Below are 26,853 nucleotides of genomic sequence, written 5' to 3'. Positions count from 1 at the left end.
CGCCGATGGTAGTGTGGTTCGCCCATGTGAGAGTAGGTCATCGTCAGCATCCCTTTTAAGCCCCCTTCATCGAGTGATGGAGGGGGTTTGTTGTTTGATTTACTTTATTTATTTGATTGCTAGGGCATTGACAATATTTGATTGCTAGGGCATTGACAATGATTTTAAACAAATCTGAGTTTTCCATATAGCCACGGATATTTTCAGCACCAGGTCCGATGGCTTGAACCACCATATCATCAACAGAATGCACGCCACTGTCAGCACTGCGTGGTAGATTTCCAGATCGTAGTGCGGCATCAGTGGTGGTTTTGTACTTATCATTGGCGATGTAGTTGCCTTGAGCATCTTTGGTGGTTGGGTTGAATTGACCGTCTAATTTCGGTCGGAGCGTTTCATAATAATCTGGATAGGCGGCAAAAAATACTGCTAAGCGTTTGCTGACATTCCAGTCATCAGGGTAGCCGTCGTTATTTTTATCTTCATAATTTGGCCATTTTGCATCTTGATATACACCGATTTTTTCACGCAGATTGCCTGCCTTATTATCATCAACCGTGCCAATGATAGAAATGCCGTGCGTGTGGTCTCCTGTAACAATGATTAGTGTGTCTGGATTTTTGGCAGCAAAATCCTTGGCGACCGCCAGTGTCTGATCCATCATGATGGTGCTTGCCATCGCCCGCTCCCAGTCCAGCGAGTGCGATGCTTTATCAATGAGTGCTGATTCTACCATCAAAAAGAAACCATCTTTATTTTGCGATAACACATCAAGAGCGGTTTTGGTCATTTCGGTTAGATCGGGCTGATCTGGAAACTTGGCAGTGCTGCCGTTATTTAAAAAACGCCGATCGAGTACGGTATTTAGATTACCTGTGTGAAATAAGCCCAAAAGTTTTTTGGTATTTTTGCCATCAATTTGTTTTAGCTGACTGGCATTGCTTATCACACGATAGCCTGAATTCTTAAAGGCGGTGATAAAGTCTTTGTCGTCTTTTCGTTTGGAGCCTGCCATATGCTGGGGTAAAAAGTACGCAGATCCACCGCCCAATAGCACATCGGGCTTGGCATTAAATAACATTTCGGTAATGGCGGCTTTTTCGGAACGGCGGCGTGTGTTGGCAACCACAGCGGCAGGGGTGGCATCTTGGACTTCGGCATCGGAAACAATACCGACCGATTTTTTGGTTAAGCGTTTAATCAGCTGACCTAAAGGCTCTTGTTTTGGATGATTAAAATTATCATTAGAACGGCTGGCATATACGCCTAGGGCATTGACGGCAGATTTATGCCCAGTCATATAAGCACTCATGGTGTTGGCACTGTCGGTGGCGATAGAATCGGTGCTAGAGGTGCCGATAAGACCCATGTAGGGTAAATCATCCATAGCCAGACGACCGTTTGCCTTGCCTTCTGTTATGCCTTTGGATAAAATGCGAGCCCCTGTGCGATGGGCAATGGATAGACCATCGCCAATGATTAAGATGACATTTTTGGCTTGGGCTTTATTTGGTGTGTTGTATGCAGACCAATTGACCGTGCTTTGTTTACCATTGACGCTCACTTGTACTTGATAATCGCCTGCTTGTTTTAGGCTGACATTACGAAGCCATAAAGCAGAAGCGTTCTTACCTTCTTCATTGGCAATGAACTCAACTTGATTATCGCTACTTAGCACAGTGTTGAATTTTTTGCCATTGATTAAGATGCTGGCTTGGGCAGGATTGATAATTTCATCAAATTCAATTTTAAAATCAAACTTTGCCCCTGTCATTATGGTGGCTCGATCAATCGGATAGATGATATTTTTTGCCATCACAGGCTGCGTAATGATGGCAAGAGTGGGTAACAAATAACGAAATTTCACAGTTTGCTCCTTTGGTGAATGACGCTTCACCAAGTATAAGTAGCAAATATAACCATCTGATGACAGCCTGATGACGGTTTGGTGATTTGTGGTTGGTATATTGGTTTTACAGGATTAATCGTTTAAGATTGGCTGATAAAAACCCTGCCAAAAAGCAGGGTTGCATTGGGAAGATAACTTAGTTGGCCTCATGCAATCGAGTATTGAGTTCGTCAAGTACCATTGCCCAAACGGCATCTTTTTTCCATTCTTCTACAATAAAGGCACGCTGTGCGTCATTCCAAAATTCAGCTGTTGCCAGCGTGGTGTCTTCATCAAGCTGGTTGGCTGCGATAAATGCCTCAATGTCGGCATTGCTATTTTCTAGCCCCAACTGGGCAAATAATTCATTCATGGTGTAGTCAATATCACCAAGCATGGCTCTCTCCTTGTTTAGGGTTTATTGTTATAACCTCCTTGCAAGTGTGGCGGAGGTATTTTGATTGTAGCAGTCCGATGGAGTTAAAACAAGGGTTTTATGTATGCTTTATGTAGCTAAACTTGATAAGCAATAAAAAACACCGCCAGTTTTGACGGTGCTTTTGGCTTGTTGATTAAGCGAACAGATGGTCAATTGCCGCGCGTTCTTCTTCAAGCTCGTTGAGCGTGATATTGATACGCTCTTGGCTAAATTCATCAATTTCAAGACCTTGAACGATTTTGTATTCACCGTTTTCGGTGGTAACAGGGAAACCGAACATCACGCCTTCTGGAATGCCGTATGAGCCATCTGATGGAATGCCCATCGTTACCCATTCGCCATTGGTACCCAATGCCCAATCGCGCATGTGATCAATGGCGGCATTGGCGGCTGAAGCAGCTGAAGACAGACCGCGAGCTTCGATGATTGCCGCACCACGCTTGCCAACGGTTGGCAAGAATACATTGGCGTTCCAATCTTGGTCGTTGATCATGTCTTTGACGCTTTCGCCATTAATGGTGGCAAAACGATAATCAGCGTACATGGTTGGGCTGTGGTTGCCCCAAACGGTCAGTTGTTTGATGTCTTTGACTGCTTTGCCAGTTTTTTTGGCAACTTGGGTCAAGGCACGGTTGTGGTCAAGGCGTAGCATGGCAGTGAAATTTTTCGCTGGCAGATCAGGTGCTGACTTCATGGCGATGTAGGCATTGGTATTGGCAGGGTTGCCCACCACCAGAACTTTCACATCACGGCTTGCCACATCGTTTAGAGCTTTGCCTTGCACGGTGAAGATTTTGGCGTTTTCTTGCAACAAATCAGCACGCTCCATGCCCGGTCCACGAGGTCTGGCACCAACCAGCAGGGCATAGTCGGCATCTTTAAAGGCGACATTTGGATCGTCAGTGCCGATAACATCAACCAGCAGTGGGAAGGCACAATCGTCCAGCTCCATAATAACGCCTTTTAGGGCTTGTTGTGCTTTTTCGACAGGAATTTCTAGCAATTGCAGAATGACTGGCTGATCCTTGCCAAGCATTTCGCCTGATGCGATACGAAATAGCAAACTGTAACCAATTTGACCAGCAGCACCAGTAACGGCAACACGAACAGGTTGTTTCATGAATAAATCCTTCTTGATGTATTAAGGGAAATCCAAAAATTGCATGATTGGACATTTTTGCAACAGGCATTGGTAAAAATGCCAAATCGCAGTTAGTGTATCATTTTATAATCCCAAAGACAAATCATTTGCATCTTAAGTTGATGGAAATATCTCTCAAGATTGATTATTGTGGTCTGACCTGCCCCATGCGTTGGCTGATGGGTGTGTAGTTGCCAAGCAACAAACTGTAGATGGTGGCATTTTCCATCACATGCTTGACATAGGCTCGTGTCTCGCTGTAGGGTATCGCCTCGACATATTGGTCAGCACTGATGGAGCCGTGCTTTGGTAGCCATTTGACAGCTGCTGCAGGCCCTGCATTATAACCTGCGGTGGCAACGGCAATTTGTCCTGCTGTGCGATTTGCCAAATTGTTCAAAAACCAAGTGCCATAGCGAATATTGGTATCAGGATTGCTCATGCTTCCCGTGCTTTCGCCCATGCCACGAGCAATTTGGTTGGCGGTGCTGGGAATGATTTGCATCAAGCCGCCTGCACCTGCACCTGATTGGGCTGTGGGCTGAAAGCGGCTTTCTTGTCTGATAATGCCGTACGCCCAAGCAGGGTCAATGCCAACCGAACGGCTGTGGCGAGTGATGCTGTCCAAATATGGCGTTGGGTGCGATAAGGCGGCATTACGCACCATATCGGTGGTCTCAATCGCTTGGATACTGCGATGATAATAACCCAAGTCATGGGCTTTTTTGGCGGCGGCGAGCAGCAGTGGCATATCACCTGCGTCTCTTGCTTTTTTGACCGCCCAGTTCCACTCACGGTTGATATGCTCAAGCCCTGCATTATTTTGCATCAATAACAAAGCACGAGCAAAATAAGGATTGTCCATCACACGCTGTGCGGTTGTGGCATCAACGGCTGGCAGGGTATTGCCACCGATATCATTTAGGCTAAGTCGCTGACCCAATCGATCCTTTGCCAACAAGCCATAATAATCAATGCCTGTGGCAAGCGTTTGATAAATTTGCCGTGCTTGGCTTTGTTTGCCTGTTTGTTCATAACCGCGTGCCAGCCAATATTGCCACATTCGCTCTTGCTGCTCAACGGCAGTCATGGCACCGATGGCATTGACAAGGTCTGTCCATTGCCCAAAATGAATCGCCGCTTGGGCATAATCTTCGGCTTCTTCATAATTAAACGGCTCGCCCAAGCTATTATTAAACCAAGTTAGGGCATCACGGCTGTAGCCATCATCGGTATTCATGTTCATGCGTTTGACCGCAATACTACGCCATGCATAACGGCGTGCCATGTCTGAGAGCAGCCTTGGGCTGCGGCGATTGTCTTGGTTGATATCAAACTCAAGTTGCAAGGCAGCGTCCTGATAAGAGCGATGTGCCAGCAGGCTGATGGCGTAGATGTATAAGTATTGGTTGGTTTGACTGTAGCCTTCTTGGGAAAAGCGTGTCAAAAAGCCATTTGGGTTGTTGCGAATCTCTTGCAGGGTTTGGTAGCTGACGGAGAGATTGAGCTGCTGCATGAGCGATAAAATATCGCCAGTTTTGTCAAGTGCTGGCTGGCGGCTGGATAATTGTCGCTTATCTATTCGCAGCATTCGCACCAATTGTTCGTGCTTGTCAGTGTTGCTAATGCGGCTATTTTGGCTTAATTCGCTTGCCAATTTGTCGCACAGTGGTTGCTTGATTTGGGTATTTAGCCAGACATTGGGTTTTTGGTATAACGCACGCATGGATTCTGAGCTTTGGTTGAATCCCAAAGCAATGGCACAACTCTCCGAGGCATCTGGGTTTTCGATGCTATTTGCAACAGCACGCACGGCAGCATAGTCTCCTTGGCGGGCTTTGGTTTCGGCGTAGTCGGCGGCCAGTTTTTCGCTCATGACATTGCTGGGGTATTGACGCACAAAGCCATTGATGGTGTCAGGTGTGTGGCTGGATAATTCGTTGTTTAACCGCCAATAGGTTGGGTACATGGCAAATAATGTACCTTTCATGCTTTGTTCGTATTGATAAAGGGCGGCATTGTTGGATTTTTGGCGTTCGGCATCGATAAATTGATAAATGCTGCCATCGTTGGCGTTGCCATTGGCACAGGCAAGCTGAGTTAAGGTTAAGCCACACATGGCAGCCGTCAGTACAAGGCGAATTGGGGTAGGTTTCATCATAATCTGTCAAATAAAAAAGCTGAGCTTGGCAATCTGGGTTAATACTTTGATTAAATTGCCATTTAGCACACTGGACATAAATAGAAAATTATAACACTTTAACACTTTTAGAGTAATAAGCCTGCTACTGTTTGCGTGTATAAAAGTTGTAATTTCTGGGTTTGGTTGGTTGTTTTAAATATCCGCAATTAAATACACCCAGCCCAAAGTATGGCTGCTCAATATGGCTTGTCAGATTTTTTGGAATATTGATATTTGACTTACGCTATTTCCGTTTAATTGACATAATTGTTGTGTTTGTCTAAGCGAATGATACGATCTGCACTGTTTATCGTCTCAGGTCGATGTGCAATCATTACTCTGGTGATGTTAAGTGATTTGATGGTTTGGTTGATTTGTTTTTCTGTATCAATATCCAAATGGCTAGTTGCTTCATCCAAAAATAAGATTTTGGGTTTTGGTATAAGGCTCTGGCAATTAGCACCCTTTGTTTTTGTCCGCCTGACAGTACACTGCCCATATCACCAACCAGTGTTTGATAACCCATGGGCATAGCCATGATTTCATCGTGAATGCTTGCCATCATGGCACATTGTTTTACCCAGTCTGTGTCTGGCTTATCATCAAAAAAGCTGATATTTTCCAGCAATGACCCTGCAAAAAGCGTATCATCTTGACTGACACAAGCAATGATTTGCTGGTGAGATGATCGTATCGTATTGACAGGCTGGGTGGCGATGAGAATCTCACCAGAGCTTGGTGTAAGATCACCAAGCATGAGATTTATAAGCGTGCTTTTGCCACAGCCTGTTGCTCCTGTGATGGCGACCGACTCGCCATGGCGTATATACAGATTAAGCTTATCAATAATATTCGGTTCATCATCGGCATAACTGAAAGTTAAATTGCTGATTTTGATGTCGTATTGAGTATTTGGGTTGTTGTCAAATGTTGCATTATCTGTTCTAGTATAGATTTGTGGTTTTTCTAGAATGATATCAGCAAGTCTTTCACCGTGCAGACTTAGCATTTTTACTTCAATATATTTGTCAATTAGACTGCTCACTCTGTTGGCAAATTGATTCTTGTAGGCAATAAATGCCATCAATATGCCAATGGTAAAGGTGTTATCAATCACCAAATTTGCACCCAAATAAATGATAATTAAGTTTTCAAACCCAAAGATGATACCATTAATAAAACCAAACATTAAGCCGAGTTTTTGGGTGTATAGCCCTGCATTGATACTATTGACAAACAAGTGCAACCAAGTATTTTGCCTGTGTTTTTCTTTGGCAAACCGCTTGATGGCTCTGATACCACGCATGGTCTCCATAAAGTGCGTGCTTTGTTTGGCAGAGTGAATAATCTGCTCATGGGTGGCTTGTTTTAGTGGGGAATACCACACCAAACGAAGCAGACCATAGAGTATCATCGCTGATAATGCAATCCATGCTAATGTCGAACTGTAAACAAACATCAGTACTAAAGTGAAGATGGTCATTAGACCATCTAGGATAACGGTTAGAAAAGTTGTGGTCAGTGTCGACTGAATGCTGTCAATCGATCCAAAGCGTGAAATGATGTCGCCCAAATGTCGTTTTTGAAAAAACTGACTGGGTAGGTATGTCAAATGCCCAAAGACATTGGCTTTCCACTGCATATTAAGCGTGGTGGAGATGTACATGCCAATCCATGCTTGTAACAAACTTGTCAGTTGTGTAATCAGCATGAGCAGCCCAAAGCCAAGCACCAGTGTTGTCAATAAACTGGTGTCGGCAGAAGCGATGGCGTGGTCAATCACCCACTGCATAAAAAATGGGCTGGCAAGAGCAAATACTTCCAATGCTAGTGCCACCAATAAAAGCTGACCTAGTGATTTATACAACCCTCTGATTTTTCCGATTAAGCCAAAAAGACGAATGTTTGTTTTGTCTTGTTTTGGCTGAAAATCACTATCTGCCCACAGCTCGACAGCAACACCTGTAAAATGCTGACTGGCTTGTTTTGTGGTCAGTATTCTTTTGCCGATGCTGGGGTCTAAGATGGTGATTTTATTTTTATTGGCTGATTTTAGTACCACAAAGTGATTCATATCCCAATGTAGAATGCAGGGTGTTTTTAGCCGGTGTAATTCGTTTAATTCAAGCCTTAAGGGGCGAGTGCTGAGTTTTAGTTGATTGGCAATTTTAATGATGGTGTGCAGCGTTGCTCCTTTTTGGGAAATGGGGTGCTTTTGACGCAGGCTAAATAAATCCGTCTTGTATCCATGATAGTGAGCAATCATCACAAGGCACGCCAAGCCACATTCAGCCGATTCGGTTTGTAGGACGATGGGGAGTTTTGGTGTTAGGCTAAAGTTCAGGTTATTAAGGTGTGGCAAGTAAGATGGTTTCATAAAAACAATGACGGTGCTTATCGATGATTGTCAGAAATTTAAGCATTATGGCGTATTGATAAAAGAGCGTGAACCAACTTTACCAGTAATGCTGTATAGTGGCTCAAGCACCCATTCATACAGTTTTCTTGTCTCGTGCATGATGTCGCCGTCTAGCGTCATGCCTGCGACCAAAGGTAGCTGTTCCCCATAGGCGGTGATGCTTTGTTTGTCAAGTTTTACTTTGATGACATACACAGGTTCATTGGTTCTTTGTTCTATATCCAGCACTGTGCCGATGGTTGGCAGAGACTGACTGGCAGAAGCGGTTTTGGCGATGGTGTCTATCTTACCTGTGGCGTGTCCAAATTTTTGATAAGGGTAGGCTGCATAGCGTAACAGTACTTTATCATCAGCCTTCACAAAACCGATGGCACGACTAGGGACATACAGTTGGGCTATCAGCTGGCTGTCCTTGAGTAAAATACTTGCCAGTGTCCGAGAGCTATCTACAAACTGACCTATCTCGGCATAGCTGACGCTCACCACGCCATCAACTTGGGCTTTGATAAGTACGGTATCGTTGGCAAGATTTTGTATGATTTCGCTTTGGTTGTCTGACAGCGTTTTGTTATATTGTAATAGCACTGCTTGATGCTTGCCATCTAGGCGGTTTAGGGTGATTTTTTGTTCTTGGACTTGTTTCTCAATGTTTGCTTTTTCGCGTTCTAGACCACTTAAATTCTCAAGTTGAGCATTGTATGCCATTTGCTGATTGCTTAGCTCTTGGGCGGATACTGCCTCACTTTGCTTGGCAAGATCGTAGCGTTCTAGTGTGCTTTGAGCGATGGCAATTTGCTGTTGCTGTAGCTTAATCTGCCTTTGCACTCGTTCTAGATCTATATTTAGTTGCTCAATGGTGTTGGCGATACTTTATCTTTGGGCAGCTTGGGCTTGTTTGGTGCGTGTGATTTCATGCTCGGTCAGCTGCTTTTTTATCACAAGCTCGCTGGCTAGGCTTTTTGGGTGCTGATTTTGCTATCATCACTGTAGCGAGCGGTGGAGATTTTGTATAGGAGATCGCCAGCTTTGACCTCTTGACCATCTGTGATGTATTTTTCGGTAATTACGCCAGCGGTTGTTGTGTATGCTTGTCCAAGCCTTTGTCAGGAATAAGTTGACCTTTGACCGTGCTGCGTTTGGTATACTCACCCCATACCAAAAAACCAACCAATACCAAAGCAGTGGCAAATGCACACAGGCTTAAAAATGTAAAGCTGATGGGCGTGGTGAGAATAACACTGCCTGTCCAGTTGGCTTTTTGGGCAGATAAGGCTTCTGGACGAAATAGTGGATTTGTCATCTAGTATTTCACAACCTCTAGCACATCGTTAGCACATAAGGTATATAGTGTTTTTGCAATCTTATCTGTATCTATTGCATTAGTCACTGTCAAGATTTCATCAACACTGATATTTGGGTTTTTGGCAATATGGATCAACACTGACTTTAAGTCAGAGTCTAAATTTAATTTAATGCCATTGGCAATGATATGTTCACTGCTATCATCATAAGATTGATTGGAATTTATTCTTAATCTGGCAGATAGAGGGAGGGTATTAACTTTGTTATTACCCAAAAGTTCTATGTTTAGATTACCCTGTACTCTTTGATTGGCGATAAACTCTTGCATAAACTGCTCATAGTTGGCTTGGTCAGCAATCATTGTAGCGATATTTTCAGCCAGTGATTGGATATTTTCTTGATCGTTTTGCCAATTTGATAAAGGCTTTCTGATGGCTAGAATTTCAGGTAATTTCTGAGACAGCCACTCTGTGTAATCAAGCCCAAAAGCAGGAAATGTCCCAATTGCCAAATGTACCGTTTCTTCGCCCAATGGCGATGGGTTATGCCACCAACCACAAGATATATATAGCATATCGCCTGTTTCTAGGACAATGTCCATGATTGGCTCTTTTGGGCAGGGGTGCGTGTCTTCATAATACTTACTTTGCTGCATATATAAGGGATTGGGAAAAGTCGGCTGATAAATTACCCAGCGTTTACGACCTTTTATTTGAATAGCGAAGACATCTCTTGTATCCCAGTGTGCCTTATACGAATCTTTATCGCCAAAAGCCACATACATACTGCTTACTGTTTGTCTGTTGGTCATCTGTGCAATCTGACGAGCAAAATGATCAACAGCAGGTTCGTTAATGATTTTATTGGCAATTACCGTAGCACCGTTTTGGAGTAGGTTATACACCGCAGGTTTTATTAGACGATGGCGAAGCATACCCACTTCAATAAAGCTTTCTACATAGTGATGTTTTTCTACAATGCCTTGATGAGCGATTTTAAAATCATCCGAGATAATATCTGCTCGTTCAATAATTTGATTGATTTGCAACCAGTCAAACCAATCAATACCAGCAATATTTTTAAATAAATAGGGCTTTTTATCTTGATAATTGGTTAAAAAATCATGCTGTGTCTGCTTGTTAAGATTTACCATAATATGCTAATCCTTTACCATTTTGTTTTAAACAAGAGATATTTCAAGTTCTTCTATTCATATCAATTTATATCAATCAAAAAAAATAACCCAAAACACAAAATAGCCAGCTATCAAGAGAATTGCTGAACAATACAATCAGAATAAAGTAACAAAAGAAAAATAGCACTGGCTTGCGCATCGAGTCTGGTCTTAAGTTTAGTTTTGCTGATAAATAGATTGTGATACACATGCTTATTATTATAAATAAAATCCTTGTCAGCAGATATGCCAACTCTTCTCTAGGCTTAAAAGGTGCGATTTCAATCATAGTTACCTATCCTTGAGCTGAGTTTATTGATAATTGGTTCCAGCTTGAGATGAATTTTGATAGTCTGTCCCAGCCCTTTGTGAGCTTTTCTTCATAAAGTTGTCACATGCTGAAACAATAAAACTTCCGTTAAAGTTCAGACCAATCGTGTCCATTGCCTGCATTCTGCTCCGAAGAGGACCGCCAGCGTAGCCGTAGCTTGCTCCAACTGCCCCGCTGAGCACAATACCTCCTACTGTAACAGGTTCGCCTGTTGCTAGTTTGCCACCCGTGTAACCTGCTGCATTGGATATTGCACCAACCGCCATAGCCCCTCCAAGACCATTATTGCCGTTCCCACCGCTAGTCTTTCCCACATCTTGACGCATACCACCACTAACCATCTCAATCTCTTTTAATGACAGTTCACGCATAGCATTCTCCTTGTGCACAAAAATAAGTAAAAAATAACAAAACTATAATTGATTGTTATATTGCAATAAATTGTATAAAAAATCAACAGCTTTTATATTTTTAAGCTCTATAAGCCGAATATCGCCAAAAGATTATCGATATAAAGCAACTTGGTTTCGCCTGTTGTCAAAATATATATTATATAAGTAGCAACAAAAAGCAAGAGAGCATATCCAAATTCATAAACAAATCTTTTGATTATTGCTTGCCAATTTAGTGTTTTGATTCTCCATCGACGATAAATATTGGTTAATAAACCATAGATAGCATACAACCCAAGATAAACAGAGACAAGATTGATGGATAGGGCGATAATTCCGATAAGTATTGGCAAGGGCATGCCCAAAGTAGATGTAATTATATCCATATATTGTCTGCTTTATTTTTGCGTATTGTTATAGTCATCACCAGTTTTATTGGTGAACATTTTGGAAAAACCTAATGTGGCTCCACCGCCAAGCCCACCTTTAACAGCGGAGACGAGCGGACTTCTACCGCCATAGCTGATCGCTCCGCCTAATGCTCCAGACCCTGTAGATATCAAAAAATCAGTCGTTGAAAATTTTGTATCACCAGAGGCAACTTGACCAATGTAGACTGAACCACTACTGGCTGCCCCTATTTTCATTGAAGTAATCATTGGTGAACCACCCATGCTACCACCAGTGGTCTTTCCCACATCTTGACGCATACCGCCATTAACCATCTCAATTTCTTTTAATGACAGTTCACGCATAACACTCTCCTTATGTATAAGAATAAGTAAAAAATAACAAAACTATAATTGATTGTTATATTGCAATAAATTGTATAAAAAATCAACAGTTTTTATATTTTTATGCTCTATAAGCCGAATATCGCCAAAAGATTATCGATATAAAGCAACTTGGTTTCGCCCAACCCTAACAATTGCTAATTTTTACCAAAAGCAAAATAAATAATCAAACAAATCAACATCATCAGCGTACTGTGTAGCCAATATTTTTTAGCTGAGCATTTGGTAAAAAGAGCATTTGTTTTGCTTTGTGATTATGCCAGATGGTTTTGATGGTGTGGGCAACGATGAAGATTGGTATGACAAACATGAGACGCTCGGCAATGCCAACCAGCAATGCTGCATCAAAAAATGCCATGACTACTCCTTTAGGCACAATCCAACCAAGTTATAAAAAGCACAAGCCTAATGACAAATATCACTTATCCGATTTGTGGCTCAATTACAATCAACCGCTTAAAACAACCCTGTTGTTTGTTTTTATCCTATTTGACTTGAGGCGTGCTGGCTGTTTATTTGCACCAAGCAAATGCTCCAAGTTTTGATAAAAATGATTATCATTATAATAACAAAATCTGCCTGCAGATACAATCTGTTTGGTGGATTTGTCAGGCTAGGTCGTATGTACAGCCCATGGCTGATGTGTTAAAATAGCTGAAATTTATCTTTTTGCAAACCCTTGGAGAAAACCATGACCGTTGGCACTTTTAATCCAGCCTTAGATCGCCAAAATCAGCATACTACCCAGATGCTGCCAAATACCACAGTGGCAGATGACGGCTCAAAAATAGGCAAAAAAGTCTATATCGTTACCCAAGGCTGTCAGATGAATGAATACGATAGCCAAAAAATGGGCGATGTGCTGGGCAGCAGTCATGGCATGACCATCACAACCGACATCAGCGAAGCTGATGTGCTGATTATGAATACTTGTTCGATTCGCGAAAAAGCACAAGAAAAGGTATTTTCTGAATTGGGCAGATGGCGTAAATTAAAAGAAAAAAATCCCAATTTGGTGATTGGTGTTGGCGGTTGTGTCGCCTCACAAGAAGGGGATAATATCCAAAAACGAGCCCCTTATGTGGATATGGTTTTTGGGCCGCAGACCTTGCACCGCCTGCCTGAATTATACGAAGCGACAACCAGTCAAGCCAGACAGCACGATGCCGATTTGCTCGCACCAAAAAACCGTATCGGCGTGGTTGATGTGTCCTTTCCTAGTATTGAGAAATTTGACTTTTTGCCAGAGCCAAGAGTGGAGGGCTATACGGCATTTGTTTCTATCATGGAAGGCTGCTCAAAATATTGCTCATTTTGCGTGGTGCCTTATACTCGTGGTGAGGAATTATCACGCCCATTAGATGATGTGCTTGCCGAGATTGATAGCCTAGCGGAGCAGGGCGTTAGAGAGATTAACCTTTTGGGGCAAAATGTCAATGGATATCGTGGACAAAAAGACGATGGCACGATTTGTCGCTTTAGTGAGCTTTTGCATTATGTATCGCATATTGATGGCATTGAGCGGATTCGTTATACCACAAGCCACCCGCTAGAATTTACCGATGATATTATCGATGCTTATAAGCATATTGATAAGCTGGTATCGCATTTGCATTTGCCGATTCAAAGTGGCTCAAATAACATTTTGGCAGCGATGAAACGCAACCATACGGTTGATGTTTATATCAATCAAATCAATAAGTTGCGACAAATTCGCCCAGATTTGCATTTGTCGAGCGATTTTATTATCGGCTTTCCGGGCGAGACGGATCAGGATTTTGCCGATACGCTGAATCTTGCCAAGGAGCTTGATTTTGACCATTCCTACAGCTTTATTTATTCCAAGCGTCCCGGCACGCCTGCTTCTGATTTGCCCGATGATGTCAGTTTGCAAACCAAAAAACAGCGATTGGCAGAATTTCAAGAGGTGATTAAGCAATCAACCTTTGCCAAAACCCGTGCAATGGTCGGGCAGACTGTGCGAGTGCTGGTGATTGAGCCTGCCAATCGCCGTGAGGGGTACTTGCATGGCACGGCGGATAATACACGGTCGGTGATTTTTCAGGGAGATGATACGCTGCTTGGCAAATTCGTCCTTGTGCGTGTCAATCATGCCATCAGTATGCATCTGGTCGAAGGGGAATTGGTCGAGGTGTTGGGCTGATTTTGTCATGGCACAAGATGACAAATAACAAAAAAATAAAAGAAGCAGAGTAGCAAGATGGGCAATGACCGCCAGCATGGCAGTGTAATATAAATAATACCAAGGAGGCACAGGGTGGTGCGATGGCAACAACTGACAAAAATCGGCTCGCTGATTAAACCAAAGCGTCATGAGTCGCCGATATTGGGCGTGCATTTTACCAATACGGCGATTAATGTCGCTGTCTTGACGCATCATCAGGGGCGGTGGCATTTATTGTCAGCCGCTCAGTCGCCACACGATGGGGCGATATCGCTTGGGCAAATTGTTGATAAAGCAAAACTGGCAGGCGTGCTTGCTGCAATCTTTGAAAGGCTGGCTACGACAGATGTGCTGATTGTTGGTGGTATTGCCGATGAGTCGGTGATGAGTCAGATAATTTGGCTGCCAGAGAATCTAAGCGATGAAGAAATTGAGGCTCAAATTCTACTCGATGCCGAACGCTATATCGGACAAAACTTGGCAGAAGTCTGTTTTGATTTTTGGCAACTGCCCACACCAACACCCACCGCAATCCATGCCGACAGGGCGGATGTTGCCATCAGATTGACCGTGGCGTATCAAAGTGCGGTTGATGATTGTGTTGAGATTTTGGCGATGGCGGGTGCCAAGGCGGACGCTGTCGATGTGCATGGCGATAGCATGGCACGGCTGTTGTCCATTGACAAGGCTCATAATGGCACAGCAATTATCCACATAGACCTACCACAGATTCGTTTGATGATTTATCACAATCATGAAATCATCTATCAGCAGCTTGGTGATGTGCCTGTGGCTGATATCGATACCACCCAAGCCGATTCACCTGCTTTTGCCAATTTTGCCACCGCCCAGACGCACCTTGATAATTTGCGTGCAGATAATGCTTTTGCCAAGCATGATTCATTGGATAATAATGACCCTACGGCAGAATATCAGATTCGCTTTGATGATACCATGGCACCACCAAGCAGTGCCGCTATTGAGACAACTTCGGCGACTTTGGGTGGTGTGCATACGGATTGTGAAAACCGATGGCAGATATTGTCCGATAAGATTGCTGAGTTGATCGACGGCTATCGCAGCTATCACCATGAGCCGATTGCTGCTGTTTGGATTGTGGGCATTAATCAAGCGGATGATGCTGGCTTTAATACCTTGCTAAATCAACGGCTGAATGTGCCTTGCCAATTTTTCCAGCCAGCATGGCTACAGGTGGCAAATGGCTTTGATGTGGCAAAATTACCTGTATTTGCTGGAGCGATTGCTTTGGCATTACGCACCGAGCCTGCCACCAACTTGTTGCCATGGCGAGATGATAGGCGGGTGCAAAAACAGGCAGCATTTCGGCAAAGGTGCATCACGCTACTGACGATTGCTCTGCTGGCTGTGATTGTGATATATGCTTTGATTGGTCGGCAAATCAGCCATCAAAGTGCCATCAATGCCGAGATTGCACAGCGAATTGACAATCTACAAGCTCGGATTGAGCAGATGGCAACTTGGCAACAGCAGTTGCAACAGACACGCCAGCAAAGACAGGCAATGGCTGGTACGAGTATGGATAGTCAATTGCTGTATCGCTGGCAGAAATTGCCAAGTCTGTTGCCACAAGGCGTTTCATTGGATAGCTTGGTGCAGACAGGTGATGAGCTGACATGGACAGGCATGGCAAGCAGCACGCCAGCAGTGGCTGCCTTTGCTCGAGCGGTTGAGATGTCGGGATTTTATAGCGATGTGCTGGTTGTCGCCATGCAAAAAGCCCAAGATGGACGCACAAACTTTACGATGAGTGCCACAGTATTGCAGTTTGATTCAGCACAATTTGCTGAGATGGTGGCGGTGGATACGCTTGATGCCATGCCAGCGGCGGACGATACGACACCGCAGGAAGGTGGTGATGAATAAGTTTGATTCTATTTGGCGGTTTTGGCAAAAATTAAAGCAGGTTGATCGTCATAACATTGCCGAGGCTGACAGCTCTGTACAATGGACGGTGCTGCTGATTTTGTTATTGATTGTTGGTACTTTTGCATGGATTGGGCTGATTGCACCCAGCACAAACAAGCTTAAGGCAGTACGCAGTCAAGAGCAAGTTTTGCTACAGCAGTTTGCCGAAAAATACGAAGCAGGCAAGCAGTACGAAGCGGTGCGTGAACAGCTGATAAAACAAAACGAGTTGCTAGAAAATGAGCTTGCCAAATTGCCCCGTTCGGCACCGATGACGCAGATTGTTGCCATGATAAATGCCAAAGCTGAAGATGCAGGCGTGCAAATCATCAGTGCCAAGGTGCAGGCAGGCAGGGAGCAGGAGTACTATACCCAAAGACCGATTGCGGTCAGTGCAGTGGGGAGATATCATGCGTTGGGCAGGTGGTTGTTTGCCTTGGCAGAAAGCGAGTATTTGCTGACGGTGCAAAATGTCAGCTTGCAGGCACAGGCGGATAATCGCTTGGTATTTGATGCAGAATTTATCACCTATCAGGCGAGCAAAAAGCCTGTTGTGCCTCCAACAGACAAAACAGATGGGGGCTTATGATTGCTAGAGTTGTGATGATTTGGGCGTGCGTCATGTTGGCAGCGTGTGCCGATGATCCCAAGCAAATAGTTGATGACAAACTTGCCGCCATCACAGAGCAGCCCATTGTAGCCACCAATGAAGGGTTGCCTGAGATTGTGGCGATGCCACGAGGCTATCAGGATTTTGGCGACCCTTTTTATGATGTAAACAGGACAGCCGCCAGCCATCAGCCAAATGATAAGCCTGACAAAGCCAATGCTCAAACGATGAATACTGATGACAAGCCAAGCGACCCATCGGTTAATAAGAATAGCCTTGCTGATGTGCCTGCATTAACCAAGCAAACACAGCCAATGAGCCTGCCAAAGCCACCGCCACCCAACTTGCCACAAGCGATGGTGGATAACGACAGGGTTAGGCAGCCGCTGGAGCGTTATGACTTGTCAAGTTTGCGTTATCAGGGCAATATCTTTGATGAAACACGGCAAGTGGCATTAATATCAAGCCCCGATGGGTTGATTCATCAGCTGACGGTGGGGCAGTATATTGGCAAAAATCATGGACAGGTTGTCAGGATAGATGCACGCACCATTGTCATCAATGAGGCGATAATGGCAGCAGATGGGCGGTATTATTCGCACCAGACAACCATGGCGTTTGTGGGTAAATAACAACAGGACGGACTTATGAGATATGGCAGTTTCGGTATTTTGATGGCTGGTATTTTGGCAATGACAGCATGGGCAGATCAGACTAAAAATCCCAGCCAGCAGACACAGGAGATTTATCAAGGCAAACCCATCAGCCTTGAGTTTGCCGATATTCCTGTGCGTGCGGTATTTGATATTTTGGCAAGTTTTACAGGAATTAATATCATCACAGACGACAGCGTAACAGGCAATATCAGCATTCGCTTGACAAATATCGCATGGGATCAGGCGTTTGATATTATCGTGCAGATGCAGAATTTATCCGTACTAAAGACGGGCAATGTCTGGATTATCAGCTCAAAATCCATCAAGAGCAATCAGCCTGTTTTGACGCAATATATTCGTCTGCATTATGCACAGGCAGAAGAAGTGGCGGCGTTGATTCGTGGTGAGAAAATTGAGCGTAGCAATCTGAATAGTGCTCGGCGTGGCGAGGTGCTGCGTATCAACCCAAGCAGAGTGCAGCGTAGCGAAATTGACGAAACCACCACCATCACAGAACGAGGTACACTACTGTCAGAACGAGGCACGGTAACGATTGACAAACGCACCAATACTTTGATTATCCAAGATGTTGCTGCCAGCATTGAGAACATCAAAGCTTTGATTGCCAACATTGATGTTGCTGTTGATCAGGTGATGATTGAGGCTCGCATTGTTTCTGCCAACGAAAGTTTTGGGCGGCAGCTGGGGATAAGTCTGGGGGCAAAGGGTCAGCTTGGCAATGTGCGATATGCTGGCTCAAGGGCGAGTCTATGGTCAGCCGATAGTACAGCAACTGGCACCAATGTCAATCTGGGCGTTGGTGATGCGATGGGGCGGATTGCTTTTGGTTTATTAAATCTACCACAGGCGGTGCTGGATTTGGAGTTGTCTGCCATGCAGGCACAAAATGCAGGCGAGCTGATTTCTACCCCAAAGGTGCTCACCGCCGACAAGCAAACCGCACGCATCTCATCAGGCGTGCAGATTCCTTATCAAGAAACCACCAATTCTGGAGCGACTGCCACCACCTTTAAGGAAGCATCGCTGATTTTGGAAGTTACCCCAAGCATCACCCCAGATGGCAAAGTTGCCCTAAGGCTTAGCATCAAAAACGGCAATCCTGTGGCAACATTGGGCAGGGTCGCTATCCAAGAAGATGCCATCGAAACCAATGTCATTGTCGAAAATGGACAGACGGTGGTGCTTGGTGGCATTTATCGCCAAAACTCACAAAATGGCACAAACAAAGTGCCAAAATTGGGCGATGTGCCAGTGCTTGGGCGGTTATTTCGTCATGACAGCAAGAGTCAAGAAAAGTCGGAATTGCTGATTTTTATCACGCCAACCCTGCTAAAACAATCCTGATTGTAAATTTTGGCAAAACAATCAACAAAAATACTGGCAACAAACTGCCAAACATTGTATCATAGATGATTTATATTGAGCTTATGCTCTATTTATTAAACATTGGAACAGTGTATGCACGAAGAGGATTCGGCGATTATTGATAGCATAATTGTCGAAAAAGCCAACAGTTATTTAGCCAAGAACTTGCCTGCGATTTTTTTGGTGGGGCCGATGGGTGCAGGCAAGACCACCATTGGCAAATTGCTCGCCAAATCTTTGGGGAGGCAGTTTGTTGATTGTGATTGGTATATCGTCAATCAAACAGGGGCGGATATCCCGTGGATTTTTGAAAAAGAAGGCGAGGCAGGATTTCGCGACCGAGAAACGCGTGCATTGATGGATTTGACAGCGATGCCAAATATCATCATGGCAACAGGCGGTGGGGCGGTTGGTCGCAGTCAAAACCGTGCATTGCTAAAAAATGGCTTGGTGATTTATTTGGACGCAAGTGTCGAGACGCAATTGGCACGCACCAAAAAAGACAAAAATCGCCCTTTGTTACAATCGGACAATCCCAAAGCCGTGCTTGAATCGCTTTATGAGCAAAGAAACCCATTGTACCGTGAGGTTGCTGATATCATCGTGCCAACAGGTCGGGCTTATCCCAAGCAGATGATTGGTGAGATTTTGTTGGCACTTGATGCATATCTGCGACAACAAGACAACAACAGTCCACAGCAGATGCCGTGATTGACTGGGATTATTTTATATTTATTAAAATACAATTAAGGAAAGCTCATGTCAGAGCAAACATTAATCGTAAGCACACAAAGTCATGATTATCCAATCTTTATCCAGTCAAGTGCTGATAAAGTGGATTTGGTCAGTCGCCTTGTGCCTTTTATCAAGGGGACGCAGGTGCTGATTGTCAGCAATGAAACCGTTGCACCACTGTATCTGTCTGAGCTGACACAAGGCTTAAAATCGCACGGCTTTATGGTGCATGACTGCGTGTTGCCAGATGGTGAGCAGTTTAAAAATCAGCACAGCATCACGGCGATTTATGATGCCTTGCTTGAGCGACATTTTGCTCGTGATTGTACCTTGATTGCCTTGGGCGGTGGTGTGATTGGCGACATGGTGGGCTTTGCGGCGGCAAGTTTTATGCGTGGGGTGAATTTTATCCAAGTGCCAACCACATTGTTGGCACAGGTGGACTCTAGTGTCGGTGGCAAAACAGGGATTAATCACCCGCGGGGCAAAAATATGATTGGGGCTTTTTGGCAGCCGCAGTGTGTGCTGGCAGATATGGCAACTTTTAGGACTTTGCCTGACAGAGAGTTTGCCGCTGGCATGGCTGAGGTCATCAAATATGCCTTGATTATGGATGATGAGTTTTTGGCATGGCTTGAGGACAATGCAGAAGCAATCCGTGCCAAAGACGGGGCGGTGCTTGGGCAGATGGTCTATCGCTGCTGTGCCTACAAAGCACAAATTGTCGCTGCTGATGAGCGAGAGTCTGGCGTGCGAGCGTTGTTAAACTTTGGGCATACTTTTGGTCATGTGATAGAAACTCATCAAGGCTATGGTAATTGGTTGCATGGCGAGGCGGTGGCGGTTGGCATGGTGCAGGCAGCACTGATGTCGGCAAAATTGGGGCTGATTGACCATGCAGATGTCGTGCGTATCAAGCGTATTTTAACCCTGTTTAATTTGCCTACAGTTGCCCCTGCCATCGACACCCAGACGGCACTTGGACTGATGGGGCATGACAAAAAAGTACAGCAGGGCAAGATTCGTTTGGTATTATTAAAAGCCATTGGCAAGGCCTTTGTTACGGCTGATTTTGAACTGTCGGCACTAGAAGAAGTGTTGGCAGAGACGGCTTGATGGTTTGATTAATTAATTTGAAAAATAGCAAGGTGAGGTTATGTCGCAAACTGTCGCGATGAACGAGAAATATTTCCGCCGTCAGGCAATGTATTGGCTGATTGTGGCAGCTGTGGTGGCGGTGCTTTGGCTGGTGGTGTGGCTACTTAGTGCCACCCCTGTGATTGCCAACAAAGCAGACAATGAAATTAAGTCGTCAGATTTGCCACTGCCTGCCACCATCACTGAGCTAAATGAGCTGAAGGCTTTGGTGAAACCTTTGGACAATGCGGTGCTGGTACGAGATTTGCGTAGCTATCCTGATGAGTTTAAGGACAAAAATTATTTCACCGATATTGGCAGTCGTTATGCGGTGCAGCTGATGGATGTTGGCGAAAATGAGGTAATTGTGGATTATCTCAATGGACGCAAAGACCGTGCAGATTTTGCTTATTTTCGTTATACCGATGGCAATAAAAAACAGCGATATGTGCTGACTTATGGCAAATTTGCCACTGCCGAAGAGGCAAAAGCTGCTTTGACTTCGGTGAATTTCGCCTTGCCTGACAGCATCAAGCCAACAGCGGTAAAAATCTCCAGCTTGTTGCCAATGATTGATAATTACGAGCGAGGTCAAGATATTACCGATTTGGCAAGCACACAGCCGCGTCGTATCCGCCTACAAGCTACAGGCAACGAAATTCCTGTCAGAGCGGCAACTGCCGCCGATGAGGAACTGGCACGAATCAGCCGCCAGCGCGCCCAAGAGCAAGAAGCCAAGCAACAAGCACAGCAAGCAGCCCAAGCACAAGAGCAGTCGCAGCTTGTGTCGCCAGCTAAGGCAGGCGAGACGGCACCAACGCCAGCACATGAGGAGCTACCAATGGCACCAACTGCACAGCCAGAGCCGCACACCGCACAGCCGCCAGCTGCCGAGAAAAAACCTGCACCAGCTACGACTGGCGATAACCAGACCGAATCAGGTCAATAAGCGTCCTTGGCACAATGAACTAGGGTAGTATATGTCCGATAAACTCACCGCAAAACAAGTCTTGGCGGCACTCAAGGCAGGTAATGAACGCTATGTTGCCAGTCTTGCCAGTACTGAGCATGTCAGCATACCGCCACCTGCCTTGGTGCATGAGCATAAGCCAAGTGCCATCATTTTGGGCTGTTCGGATGCACGGGTGCCTGTGGAGCTGGTGTTTGATCAGGGGCTTGGCGATTTGTTTGTGATTCGTGTCGCAGGCAATGTTGTCGCTCCCAGCCAGATCGGCTCGGTAGAATTTGCTGCCGAAAAATTCGGCACTCGTCTTGTGGTGGTGCTTGGGCATTCGCATTGTGGTGCGGTAACTGCTTGCATTGAGGCGTTGGTGAATCCTGAGCAGTATTATTCACCAAATTTGCAATCAATTGTCGATCGCATTCGCCCCAGTGTGCTGAATTTGCACGAGATTGCCACTGCATCAGGCGATGATGTGGACATGGACGAATTGATTGACCGTTCCATTCGTGCCAATGTCGGCATGTCGGTCAGTCAGCTCAAGCATGGCTCTCGCATCTTAGAAGATATGGTCAATGCAGGTGATTTATTGATTGTCGGTGCAGAGTATGATGTGGCAACGGGCAAAGTAAACTTTTTTGAAGATTGATATTTTAGATAATATTAATAAATTGATTTTATCAAAAAATCCAAATGATGAACAAAAAAGAGGTTTGTAATGACAATTAAGCAACCAGTTTCTGCACCTGTAGCAACAGGCGTGCAGGATATTCCTGTGCAATCAGAGGGTTATGTCTTTAACCATACCATGCTACGCGTCAAAGATGCAGTCAAGTCATTGGAATTTTATACAGGGGTGCTGGGCATGACTTTGCTGAAGCATCGCAGCTTTCCTGAAGCAAAATTTGATTTATATTTTTTAGCAAAACTAAGCGAACAAGAGCGAGAAAATTTGCCATCAGGCGACGAGCTAAAAGATTTTGTTTCGCGTCAGCGTTCGATTCTTGAGCTGACGCATAATTATGGCACCCAAGACGATGCTGATTTTCATTATCATAACGGCAACAGCGATCCGCGAGGCTTTGGACATATTTGCTTTAGTGTGCCAGATTTGGCGGCGGCGGTTGCGTGGTTTGATAAAAACGGCGTAGAATTTCAAAAACGCCCAGAAGATGGCACGATGAAAGACATCGCCTTTATCAAAGACCCAGATGGTTACTGGATTGAGATTATCGAGATCAACAACAATCGTTGATAAAATGGCGCACCTAGCGGGAATCGAACCCACGGCCTTCAGCTTCGGAGGCTGACACTCTATCCAACTGAGCTATAGGTGCAGTAGCTAAAAATATTTTGTGGGCAAATTCTAGCAAGTTTTTACAAAAAAAACCACCTATGATGATAAAATAATGGCGATTTTGTGAAAAATTTTGCTAATTTTTAACAGATTTGATAAAAATCATGGCATTTTGCCTGCTTTTTCCCTTATAATAGTAAGGTAAATTTTATATCGTTTGAATCGCCTTTGCTTGAATTTGTCGATAAGGCAGCAACAGAGGTGATTTGACACCCCAGAGCAATTGCTCAAGGCCAAAACGAGATGATGACAATGAAAAAAGCCGTTCTGTTTTCTGTTGCTGCGATGCTTGCGGCAACAACTATGGCAAACCAGACCAAGCAAACCGAGCCAGCTCAAGCTGCTACTGCCACCACAACTGCCCCTGCCGAAACTGCCAAGACAGAAGACGCTGCCAAAGCAGACACTACAGCAGCGGATAGTGCTGCTAAAGCCGATGGTGGTGATGCAGCACCAGCCGAAGATGCAGCGGCAACCGATGCAGCTGCCCCTGCCGAAAAAGCAGAAGAAGTGCCACAAGACAGCCCGCAGGTACAAAAGCTGGTGGCAATGTACCCAAACCTAATTGCTCGCATTGCCCCATACGGTAAAGTTTGCTTTGCTGATGAAGAGGATAAGTGTGATATCAATATCACTGTGCTGGCACCAGCGGTTGAGGGACAGGCACGCGAGGGCAAGGATTTGTACAAGGCGATTTGTTCAACTTGTCATGATGCAGGCTTGGTGGGTGCACCAAAGTTTGGCACGGCTGATTGGGCACCTCGTATCGCCAAAGGCAAAGCGGCATTGTACCAAAGTGCCATCAATGGCTTTAATGCCATGCCAGCACGCGGTGGTGCTGATATTTCTGATGAAGAAGTACAAAACGCTGTTGATTACATTATTGAACAATCAAGCTAATTATCATCAAGGTCTCAAGTCATTTTATTAAATGGCTTGGGGCTTTTTGTTGTTAATTTTTGACCCTTGAAAAAATCAACATTGCCATCATAAAACTGCCAACACTTGCAAGCAAAATCATCTATGAACATCAATACTCATGATAATACCAATGTGCCAGCCCTGAAAATTCAAGGGCTAAGCAAAGTCTATGACAATGGCTTTCATGCCTTAAAAGGCATAGATTTGACAGTGCCTCAGGGTGGTTTTTTTGCACTACTTGGCCCAAATGGTGCAGGCAAATCAACGACAATCGGCATCATCAGTTCGCTTTTTCCGCCGACGGCTGGCTCGGTTGAGATTTTTGGGGTTGATTTGATTCGTCAGCCTGCCAAAGCCAAGCAATTTTTGGGCGTGGTGCCACAAGAATTTAACTTCATGCAGTTTGAGAATGTGCAGGATATTTTGATCAACCAAGCAGGATATTATGGCATTGCAAAAAGCCAAGCAAAACCTCGTGCCGAAAAACTGCTCAAGGCTTTGGGGTTGTGGGACAAAAGAAATACCAAATCCAGAATGCTCTCTGGAGGTATGAAGCGTCGCTTGATGATTGCTCGTGCCTTGATGCACAAGCCCAGATTGCTTATCTTGGACGAGCCGACAGCAGGTGTGGATATTGAGCTACGCCGCTCAATGTGGGAATTCATGGAGTATATCAACCAAGAAGAAAAAACCACCATTATTTTGACCACGCATTATCTGGAAGAGGCGGAGCAATTGTGCAAGCATATCGCCATCTTGGATAAGGGGCAGATTCGCATCAATACTGACATGAAAAGTTTATTGGCAAGCCTTGATGTGGAGAGTTTTGTGCTGGATTTTGCACAGGAGCATCATGAGCCAATCACCCTGCAACATACATTACGCCATCAAAAAATTGATAATTTAAGCCTTGAGGTTACTCTCAAAAAAGGCGACAGTCTTAATGGGATTTTTGCTCAATTGTCCAATCAGGGCGTGCAGATTGCCAGTATGCGTAACAAATCCAATCGCCTAGAAGAGTTGTTTATGAATTTGGTTGAAAATAAACTAACCACCAAATTAAATGACCAAGTGTAGCTGCAAGTTTGCTGTAGCGACGCTTATCGGCATTTGGCAAGATTTGCCTTATTTTGATAAATAAAACAACAAGTTATCCAAATTGGCAAATGGCAACCTGCCCAGCCAAGAGTGAGAAAATCATGAACACAAATCAACAATGGGTGGCATTTTGTACCATCTTAACCCGAGAAATTCATCGTATTTTGCGTATTTGGCCGCAGACTTTATTGCCTCCTGTGATTACCATGACGCTGTATTTTGTAATTTTTGGGCAGATGATTGGTAGTCGTGTTGGGCAGATGGGTGGCGTGTCTTATATGCAATTTATCGTGCCGGGGCTGATTATGATGGCGGTGATTACCAACAGTTATTCCAATGTGGTGTCGAGCTTTTTTAGCATGAAATTTCAAGGCAGTATTGAGGAATTGCTGGTGTCGCCTGTGTCCAAACATACTATTTTGCTTGGTTATGTGGCAGGTGGTGTGTTTCGTGGATTGATGATTGCTCTGATTGTCAGCATTGTGGCACTGTTTTTTACACAGCTTGGTATACAAAATCTGACAGTGATGCTGATGACCATCATTGGTACGGCCGTGTTATTTTCGTTGGCAGGGTTTATCAATGCGGTATTTGCTCGTTCGTTTGATGATATTTCTATCATTCCAAGTTTTGTGCTGACCCCGCTGACTTATTTGGGCGGTGTATTTTATTCATTGGAAAATTTGTCGCCATTTTGGCAAAATGTATCCTTGCTAAACCCGATTGTTTATATGGTAAATGCGTTTCGCTATGGTATTTTGGGACATAGTGATGTGAATGTATGGTGGTCGCTTATGGCGATTTTGGCGTTTTGTGTGTTGCTGTATGCCATCTGTTACCGCCTGCTGGTTGATGGCTCAAGATTGCGACTGTAGCTTACTGCTGATGGGGGAATGATGAGTATCCATGGGGTATTGGGCGAGACAACAAGTTATCCAAAAACTTATGATGCAAGCGTGCTGTTCGCCATCACTCGCACGCTGGGTCGTGATGAGATTTATCAAGCCACTTCGGTGGCAGGTGATGATTTGGCGGTGGGGGTTGATATTTGGCAAGCGTTTGAGCTGTCATGGCTTGATGAATTTGGCATCTCGCAGGTGGCTGTGGCACGATTGATTATCCCTGCCGATTCGCCAAATATTGTTGAATCAAAATCTTTAAAACTGTATTTAAACAGTCTAAATTTCACCCGTTTTGCCACGGTGTCAGCGGTGCAGGCGGTGATTGAGCGTGATGTGTCGGCGTGCATTGGGGCGATGGTGCAGGTGCAGATAGAGCCACTGGATACGACAGCGTTTGATTTGGTTGCACCGCTGGGTGAGTGCATAGATGATGTGCTAAGCCGTGCAGGGGTGGCAGTTGAGCTCAGCGATGATATTGATAGCACGCTGCTACAACCCAAGGCAGGTCAGATGATGCAATATCAATTTCACAGTCATCTACTCAGATCAAATTGCCCTGTTACCAATCAGCCCGATTGGGGGACTTTATCGGTTGCCATTAGTACGGACAAGGTGGTGGATTATCAGCAAGTGCTGGCGTATATTTTGACATTTCGTCAGCATAATGGCTTTCATGAGCAGTGCGTTGAGCGGATTTTTGCTGATTTTTTGAGACTGTTTGCACCCACATCGCTGATGGTTCAAGCCAATTATACACGGCGTGGCGGCATTGATATCAACCCTGTGCGGGTAAAAAACCACCCTGTGCCAAAGATTGGACGACAAATCAGGCAGTAGCTGACAGCCTAAAAAGACCAGCAGTAGTTGGTCTTTTTGATTGTCAAATATAGCAAATT

At 44.7% G+C, this 26,853-nt stretch carries 25 protein-coding genes, 1 tRNA gene and 1 pseudogene; 14 read left to right on the top strand and 13 right to left on the bottom strand.

Annotated elements, in window-relative coordinates:
• Positions 1-55 precede the first annotated feature (55 nt).
• The 12 genes and pseudogenes from BW928_RS03545 to BW928_RS11635 form a co-directional block, all read right to left on the bottom strand.
• Positions 56-1,867, bottom strand: a complete 1,812-nt coding sequence (locus BW928_RS03545) for an alkaline phosphatase (RefSeq protein WP_076554855.1) — start codon at positions 1,865-1,867, stop codon at positions 56-58.
• 178 nt (positions 1,868-2,045) lie between these two features.
• Positions 2,046-2,285, bottom strand: a complete 240-nt coding sequence (locus BW928_RS03540) for a DUF2789 family protein (protein ID WP_076554854.1) — start codon at positions 2,283-2,285, stop codon at positions 2,046-2,048.
• Positions 2,286-2,460: 175 nt separating this feature from the next.
• Positions 2,461-3,447 carry a malate dehydrogenase gene (locus tag BW928_RS03535; protein ID WP_076554853.1) on the bottom strand — a complete coding sequence of 329 codons (987 nt, stop codon included), beginning with the start codon at positions 3,445-3,447 and terminating at the stop codon, positions 2,461-2,463.
• A 166-nt stretch (positions 3,448-3,613) separates the two neighbouring features.
• Positions 3,614-5,629 (bottom strand): lytic transglycosylase domain-containing protein, encoded by a 2,016-nt coding sequence (locus tag BW928_RS03530; protein ID WP_227516536.1) that lies wholly within the window; start codon positions 5,627-5,629, stop codon positions 3,614-3,616.
• A 275-nt stretch (positions 5,630-5,904) separates the two neighbouring features.
• Positions 5,905-8,012, bottom strand: a pseudogene (locus BW928_RS03525) (peptidase domain-containing ABC transporter).
• A 60-nt stretch (positions 8,013-8,072) separates the two neighbouring features.
• The gene (locus tag BW928_RS11310; protein WP_078310057.1) at positions 8,073-8,894 is read right to left on the bottom strand and encodes an HlyD family secretion protein; all 822 of its coding nucleotides are present in this window, start codon (positions 8,892-8,894) and stop codon (positions 8,073-8,075) included.
• Positions 8,895-9,132: 238 nt separating this feature from the next.
• Positions 9,133-9,369 (bottom strand): hypothetical protein, encoded by a 237-nt coding sequence (locus BW928_RS11300; RefSeq protein ID WP_078310060.1) that lies wholly within the window; start codon positions 9,367-9,369, stop codon positions 9,133-9,135.
• The gene (locus BW928_RS03515; protein ID WP_076554851.1) at positions 9,370-10,524 is read right to left on the bottom strand and encodes a JmjC domain-containing protein; all 1,155 of its coding nucleotides are present in this window, start codon (positions 10,522-10,524) and stop codon (positions 9,370-9,372) included.
• Positions 10,525-10,857: 333 nt separating this feature from the next.
• Positions 10,858-11,247 (bottom strand): hypothetical protein, encoded by a 390-nt coding sequence (locus BW928_RS03505; RefSeq protein ID WP_076554849.1) that lies wholly within the window; start codon positions 11,245-11,247, stop codon positions 10,858-10,860.
• Positions 11,248-11,354: 107 nt separating this feature from the next.
• Positions 11,355-11,654 carry a hypothetical protein gene (locus BW928_RS03500; protein ID WP_076554848.1) on the bottom strand — a complete coding sequence of 100 codons (300 nt, stop codon included), beginning with the start codon at positions 11,652-11,654 and terminating at the stop codon, positions 11,355-11,357.
• Positions 11,655-11,666: 12 nt separating this feature from the next.
• A complete protein-coding gene (locus BW928_RS03495; protein ID WP_076554847.1) occupies positions 11,667-12,023 on the bottom strand; it encodes a hypothetical protein in 357 nt (118 codons plus the stop codon).
• Positions 12,024-12,246: 223 nt separating this feature from the next.
• The gene (locus tag BW928_RS11635) at positions 12,247-12,420 is read right to left on the bottom strand and encodes a hypothetical protein (RefSeq protein ID WP_158078434.1); all 174 of its coding nucleotides are present in this window, start codon (positions 12,418-12,420) and stop codon (positions 12,247-12,249) included.
• Positions 12,421-12,753: 333 nt separating this feature from the next.
• On the opposite strand from BW928_RS11635, the gene miaB reads away from it, so the two are divergent.
• The 10 genes from miaB (at position 12,754) to gloA (ending at position 22,934) form a co-directional block, all read left to right on the top strand.
• The gene (gene miaB / locus BW928_RS03485; protein ID WP_076554845.1) at positions 12,754-14,226 is read left to right on the top strand and encodes a tRNA (N6-isopentenyl adenosine(37)-C2)-methylthiotransferase MiaB; all 1,473 of its coding nucleotides are present in this window, start codon (positions 12,754-12,756) and stop codon (positions 14,224-14,226) included.
• Between the two features lie 117 nt (positions 14,227-14,343).
• A complete protein-coding gene (gene pilM, locus BW928_RS03480; RefSeq protein WP_143821470.1) occupies positions 14,344-16,152 on the top strand; it encodes a pilus assembly protein PilM in 1,809 nt (602 codons plus the stop codon).
• Entirely contained in the window at positions 16,145-16,783 is a 639-nt protein-coding gene (locus BW928_RS03475) for a type IV pilus inner membrane component PilO (protein ID WP_076554843.1), read from the top strand. The genes pilM and BW928_RS03475 overlap by 8 nt, the downstream gene beginning before the upstream one ends.
• The gene (locus BW928_RS03470; protein WP_078310065.1) at positions 16,780-17,436 is read left to right on the top strand and encodes a pilus assembly protein PilP; all 657 of its coding nucleotides are present in this window, start codon (positions 16,780-16,782) and stop codon (positions 17,434-17,436) included. Before BW928_RS03475 ends, BW928_RS03470 begins: the two co-directional genes overlap by 4 nt.
• Before the next feature lie 15 nt (positions 17,437-17,451).
• On the top strand, positions 17,452-18,825 hold the full coding sequence (locus BW928_RS03465) for a type IV pilus secretin PilQ (protein ID WP_076554841.1): 1,374 nt from the start codon (positions 17,452-17,454) through the stop codon (positions 18,823-18,825).
• A gap of 114 nt (positions 18,826-18,939) precedes the next feature.
• Entirely contained in the window at positions 18,940-19,557 is a 618-nt protein-coding gene (locus tag BW928_RS03460) for a shikimate kinase (protein ID WP_076554840.1), read from the top strand.
• Between the two features lie 48 nt (positions 19,558-19,605).
• Positions 19,606-20,697: a 3-dehydroquinate synthase gene (aroB, locus tag BW928_RS03455; protein WP_076554839.1), complete on the top strand. Its 1,092-nt coding sequence runs from the start codon at positions 19,606-19,608 to the stop codon at positions 20,695-20,697.
• 40 nt (positions 20,698-20,737) lie between these two features.
• Positions 20,738-21,667 (top strand): hypothetical protein, encoded by a 930-nt coding sequence (locus BW928_RS03450; RefSeq protein ID WP_076554838.1) that lies wholly within the window; start codon positions 20,738-20,740, stop codon positions 21,665-21,667.
• 31 nt (positions 21,668-21,698) lie between these two features.
• Complete coding sequence (locus BW928_RS03445) at positions 21,699-22,328, top strand: carbonic anhydrase (protein WP_076554837.1); 630 nt, start codon at positions 21,699-21,701, stop codon at positions 22,326-22,328.
• Positions 22,329-22,397: 69 nt separating this feature from the next.
• Positions 22,398-22,934: a lactoylglutathione lyase gene (gene gloA, locus BW928_RS03440; protein WP_076554836.1), complete on the top strand. Its 537-nt coding sequence runs from the start codon at positions 22,398-22,400 to the stop codon at positions 22,932-22,934.
• Positions 22,935-22,939: 5 nt separating this feature from the next.
• Here gloA and BW928_RS03435 read toward each other — a convergent pair.
• Positions 22,940-23,016 (bottom strand) — tRNA-Arg (locus tag BW928_RS03435).
• 263 nt (positions 23,017-23,279) lie between these two features.
• On the opposite strand from BW928_RS03435, the gene BW928_RS03430 reads away from it, so the two are divergent.
• From BW928_RS03430 to queF, 4 genes are all read left to right on the top strand, one after another.
• Complete coding sequence (locus BW928_RS03430) at positions 23,280-23,936, top strand: c-type cytochrome (RefSeq protein WP_076554835.1); 657 nt, start codon at positions 23,280-23,282, stop codon at positions 23,934-23,936.
• A gap of 123 nt (positions 23,937-24,059) precedes the next feature.
• Complete coding sequence (locus BW928_RS03425) at positions 24,060-25,034, top strand: ABC transporter ATP-binding protein (RefSeq protein WP_076554834.1); 975 nt, start codon at positions 24,060-24,062, stop codon at positions 25,032-25,034.
• A 122-nt stretch (positions 25,035-25,156) separates the two neighbouring features.
• Positions 25,157-25,930 (top strand): ABC transporter permease, encoded by a 774-nt coding sequence (locus tag BW928_RS03420; RefSeq protein ID WP_076554833.1) that lies wholly within the window; start codon positions 25,157-25,159, stop codon positions 25,928-25,930.
• 21 nt (positions 25,931-25,951) lie between these two features.
• Positions 25,952-26,794 carry an NADPH-dependent 7-cyano-7-deazaguanine reductase QueF gene (gene queF / locus BW928_RS03415; protein WP_076554832.1) on the top strand — a complete coding sequence of 281 codons (843 nt, stop codon included), beginning with the start codon at positions 25,952-25,954 and terminating at the stop codon, positions 26,792-26,794.
• Positions 26,795-26,853 lie beyond the last annotated feature (59 nt).

This window comes from Moraxella cuniculi DSM 21768 (assembly GCF_900156515.1).
Taxonomy (GTDB): Bacteria; Pseudomonadota; Gammaproteobacteria; order Pseudomonadales; family Moraxellaceae; genus Moraxella; species Moraxella cuniculi.
Note: the sequence above shows the minus strand (reverse complement) of the source record. Positions and strands in the feature narration are given on the sequence as shown.

Bases quoted from the DNA above. Each gene is read 5' to 3' on its own strand.
- BW928_RS03540 (WP_076554854.1), bottom strand. From the start codon at position 2,285: ATGCTTGGTGATATTGACTACACCATGAATGAATTATTTGCCCAGTTG.
- BW928_RS03535 (WP_076554853.1), bottom strand. From the start codon at position 3,447: ATGAAACAACCTGTTCGTGTTGCCGTTACTGGTGCTGCTGGTCAAATT.
- BW928_RS03530 (WP_227516536.1), bottom strand. From the start codon at position 5,629: ATGATGAAACCTACCCCAATTCGCCTTGTACTGACGGCTGCCATGTGT.
- BW928_RS11300 (WP_078310060.1), bottom strand. From the start codon at position 9,369: ATGACAAATCCACTATTTCGTCCAGAAGCCTTATCTGCCCAAAAAGCC.
- BW928_RS03515 (WP_076554851.1), bottom strand. From the start codon at position 10,524: ATGGTAAATCTTAACAAGCAGACACAGCATGATTTTTTAACCAATTAT.
- BW928_RS03505 (WP_076554849.1), bottom strand. From the start codon at position 11,247: ATGCGTGAACTGTCATTAAAAGAGATTGAGATGGTTAGTGGTGGTATG.
- BW928_RS03500 (WP_076554848.1), bottom strand. From the start codon at position 11,654: ATGGATATAATTACATCTACTTTGGGCATGCCCTTGCCAATACTTATC.
- BW928_RS03495 (WP_076554847.1), bottom strand. From the start codon at position 12,023: ATGCGTGAACTGTCATTAAAAGAAATTGAGATGGTTAATGGCGGTATG.
- BW928_RS11635 (WP_158078434.1), bottom strand. From the start codon at position 12,420: ATGGCATTTTTTGATGCAGCATTGCTGGTTGGCATTGCCGAGCGTCTC.
- miaB (WP_076554845.1), top strand. From the start codon at position 12,754: ATGACCGTTGGCACTTTTAATCCAGCCTTAGATCGCCAAAATCAGCAT.
- BW928_RS03475 (WP_076554843.1), top strand. From the start codon at position 16,145: ATGAATAAGTTTGATTCTATTTGGCGGTTTTGGCAAAAATTAAAGCAG.
- BW928_RS03470 (WP_078310065.1), top strand. From the start codon at position 16,780: ATGATTGCTAGAGTTGTGATGATTTGGGCGTGCGTCATGTTGGCAGCG.
- BW928_RS03465 (WP_076554841.1), top strand. From the start codon at position 17,452: ATGAGATATGGCAGTTTCGGTATTTTGATGGCTGGTATTTTGGCAATG.
- BW928_RS03460 (WP_076554840.1), top strand. From the start codon at position 18,940: ATGCACGAAGAGGATTCGGCGATTATTGATAGCATAATTGTCGAAAAA.
- aroB (WP_076554839.1), top strand. From the start codon at position 19,606: ATGTCAGAGCAAACATTAATCGTAAGCACACAAAGTCATGATTATCCA.
- BW928_RS03450 (WP_076554838.1), top strand. From the start codon at position 20,738: ATGTCGCAAACTGTCGCGATGAACGAGAAATATTTCCGCCGTCAGGCA.
- BW928_RS03445 (WP_076554837.1), top strand. From the start codon at position 21,699: ATGTCCGATAAACTCACCGCAAAACAAGTCTTGGCGGCACTCAAGGCA.
- gloA (WP_076554836.1), top strand. From the start codon at position 22,398: ATGACAATTAAGCAACCAGTTTCTGCACCTGTAGCAACAGGCGTGCAG.
- BW928_RS03430 (WP_076554835.1), top strand. From the start codon at position 23,280: ATGATGACAATGAAAAAAGCCGTTCTGTTTTCTGTTGCTGCGATGCTT.
- BW928_RS03425 (WP_076554834.1), top strand. From the start codon at position 24,060: ATGAACATCAATACTCATGATAATACCAATGTGCCAGCCCTGAAAATT.
- BW928_RS03420 (WP_076554833.1), top strand. From the start codon at position 25,157: ATGAACACAAATCAACAATGGGTGGCATTTTGTACCATCTTAACCCGA.
- queF (WP_076554832.1), top strand. From the start codon at position 25,952: ATGAGTATCCATGGGGTATTGGGCGAGACAACAAGTTATCCAAAAACT.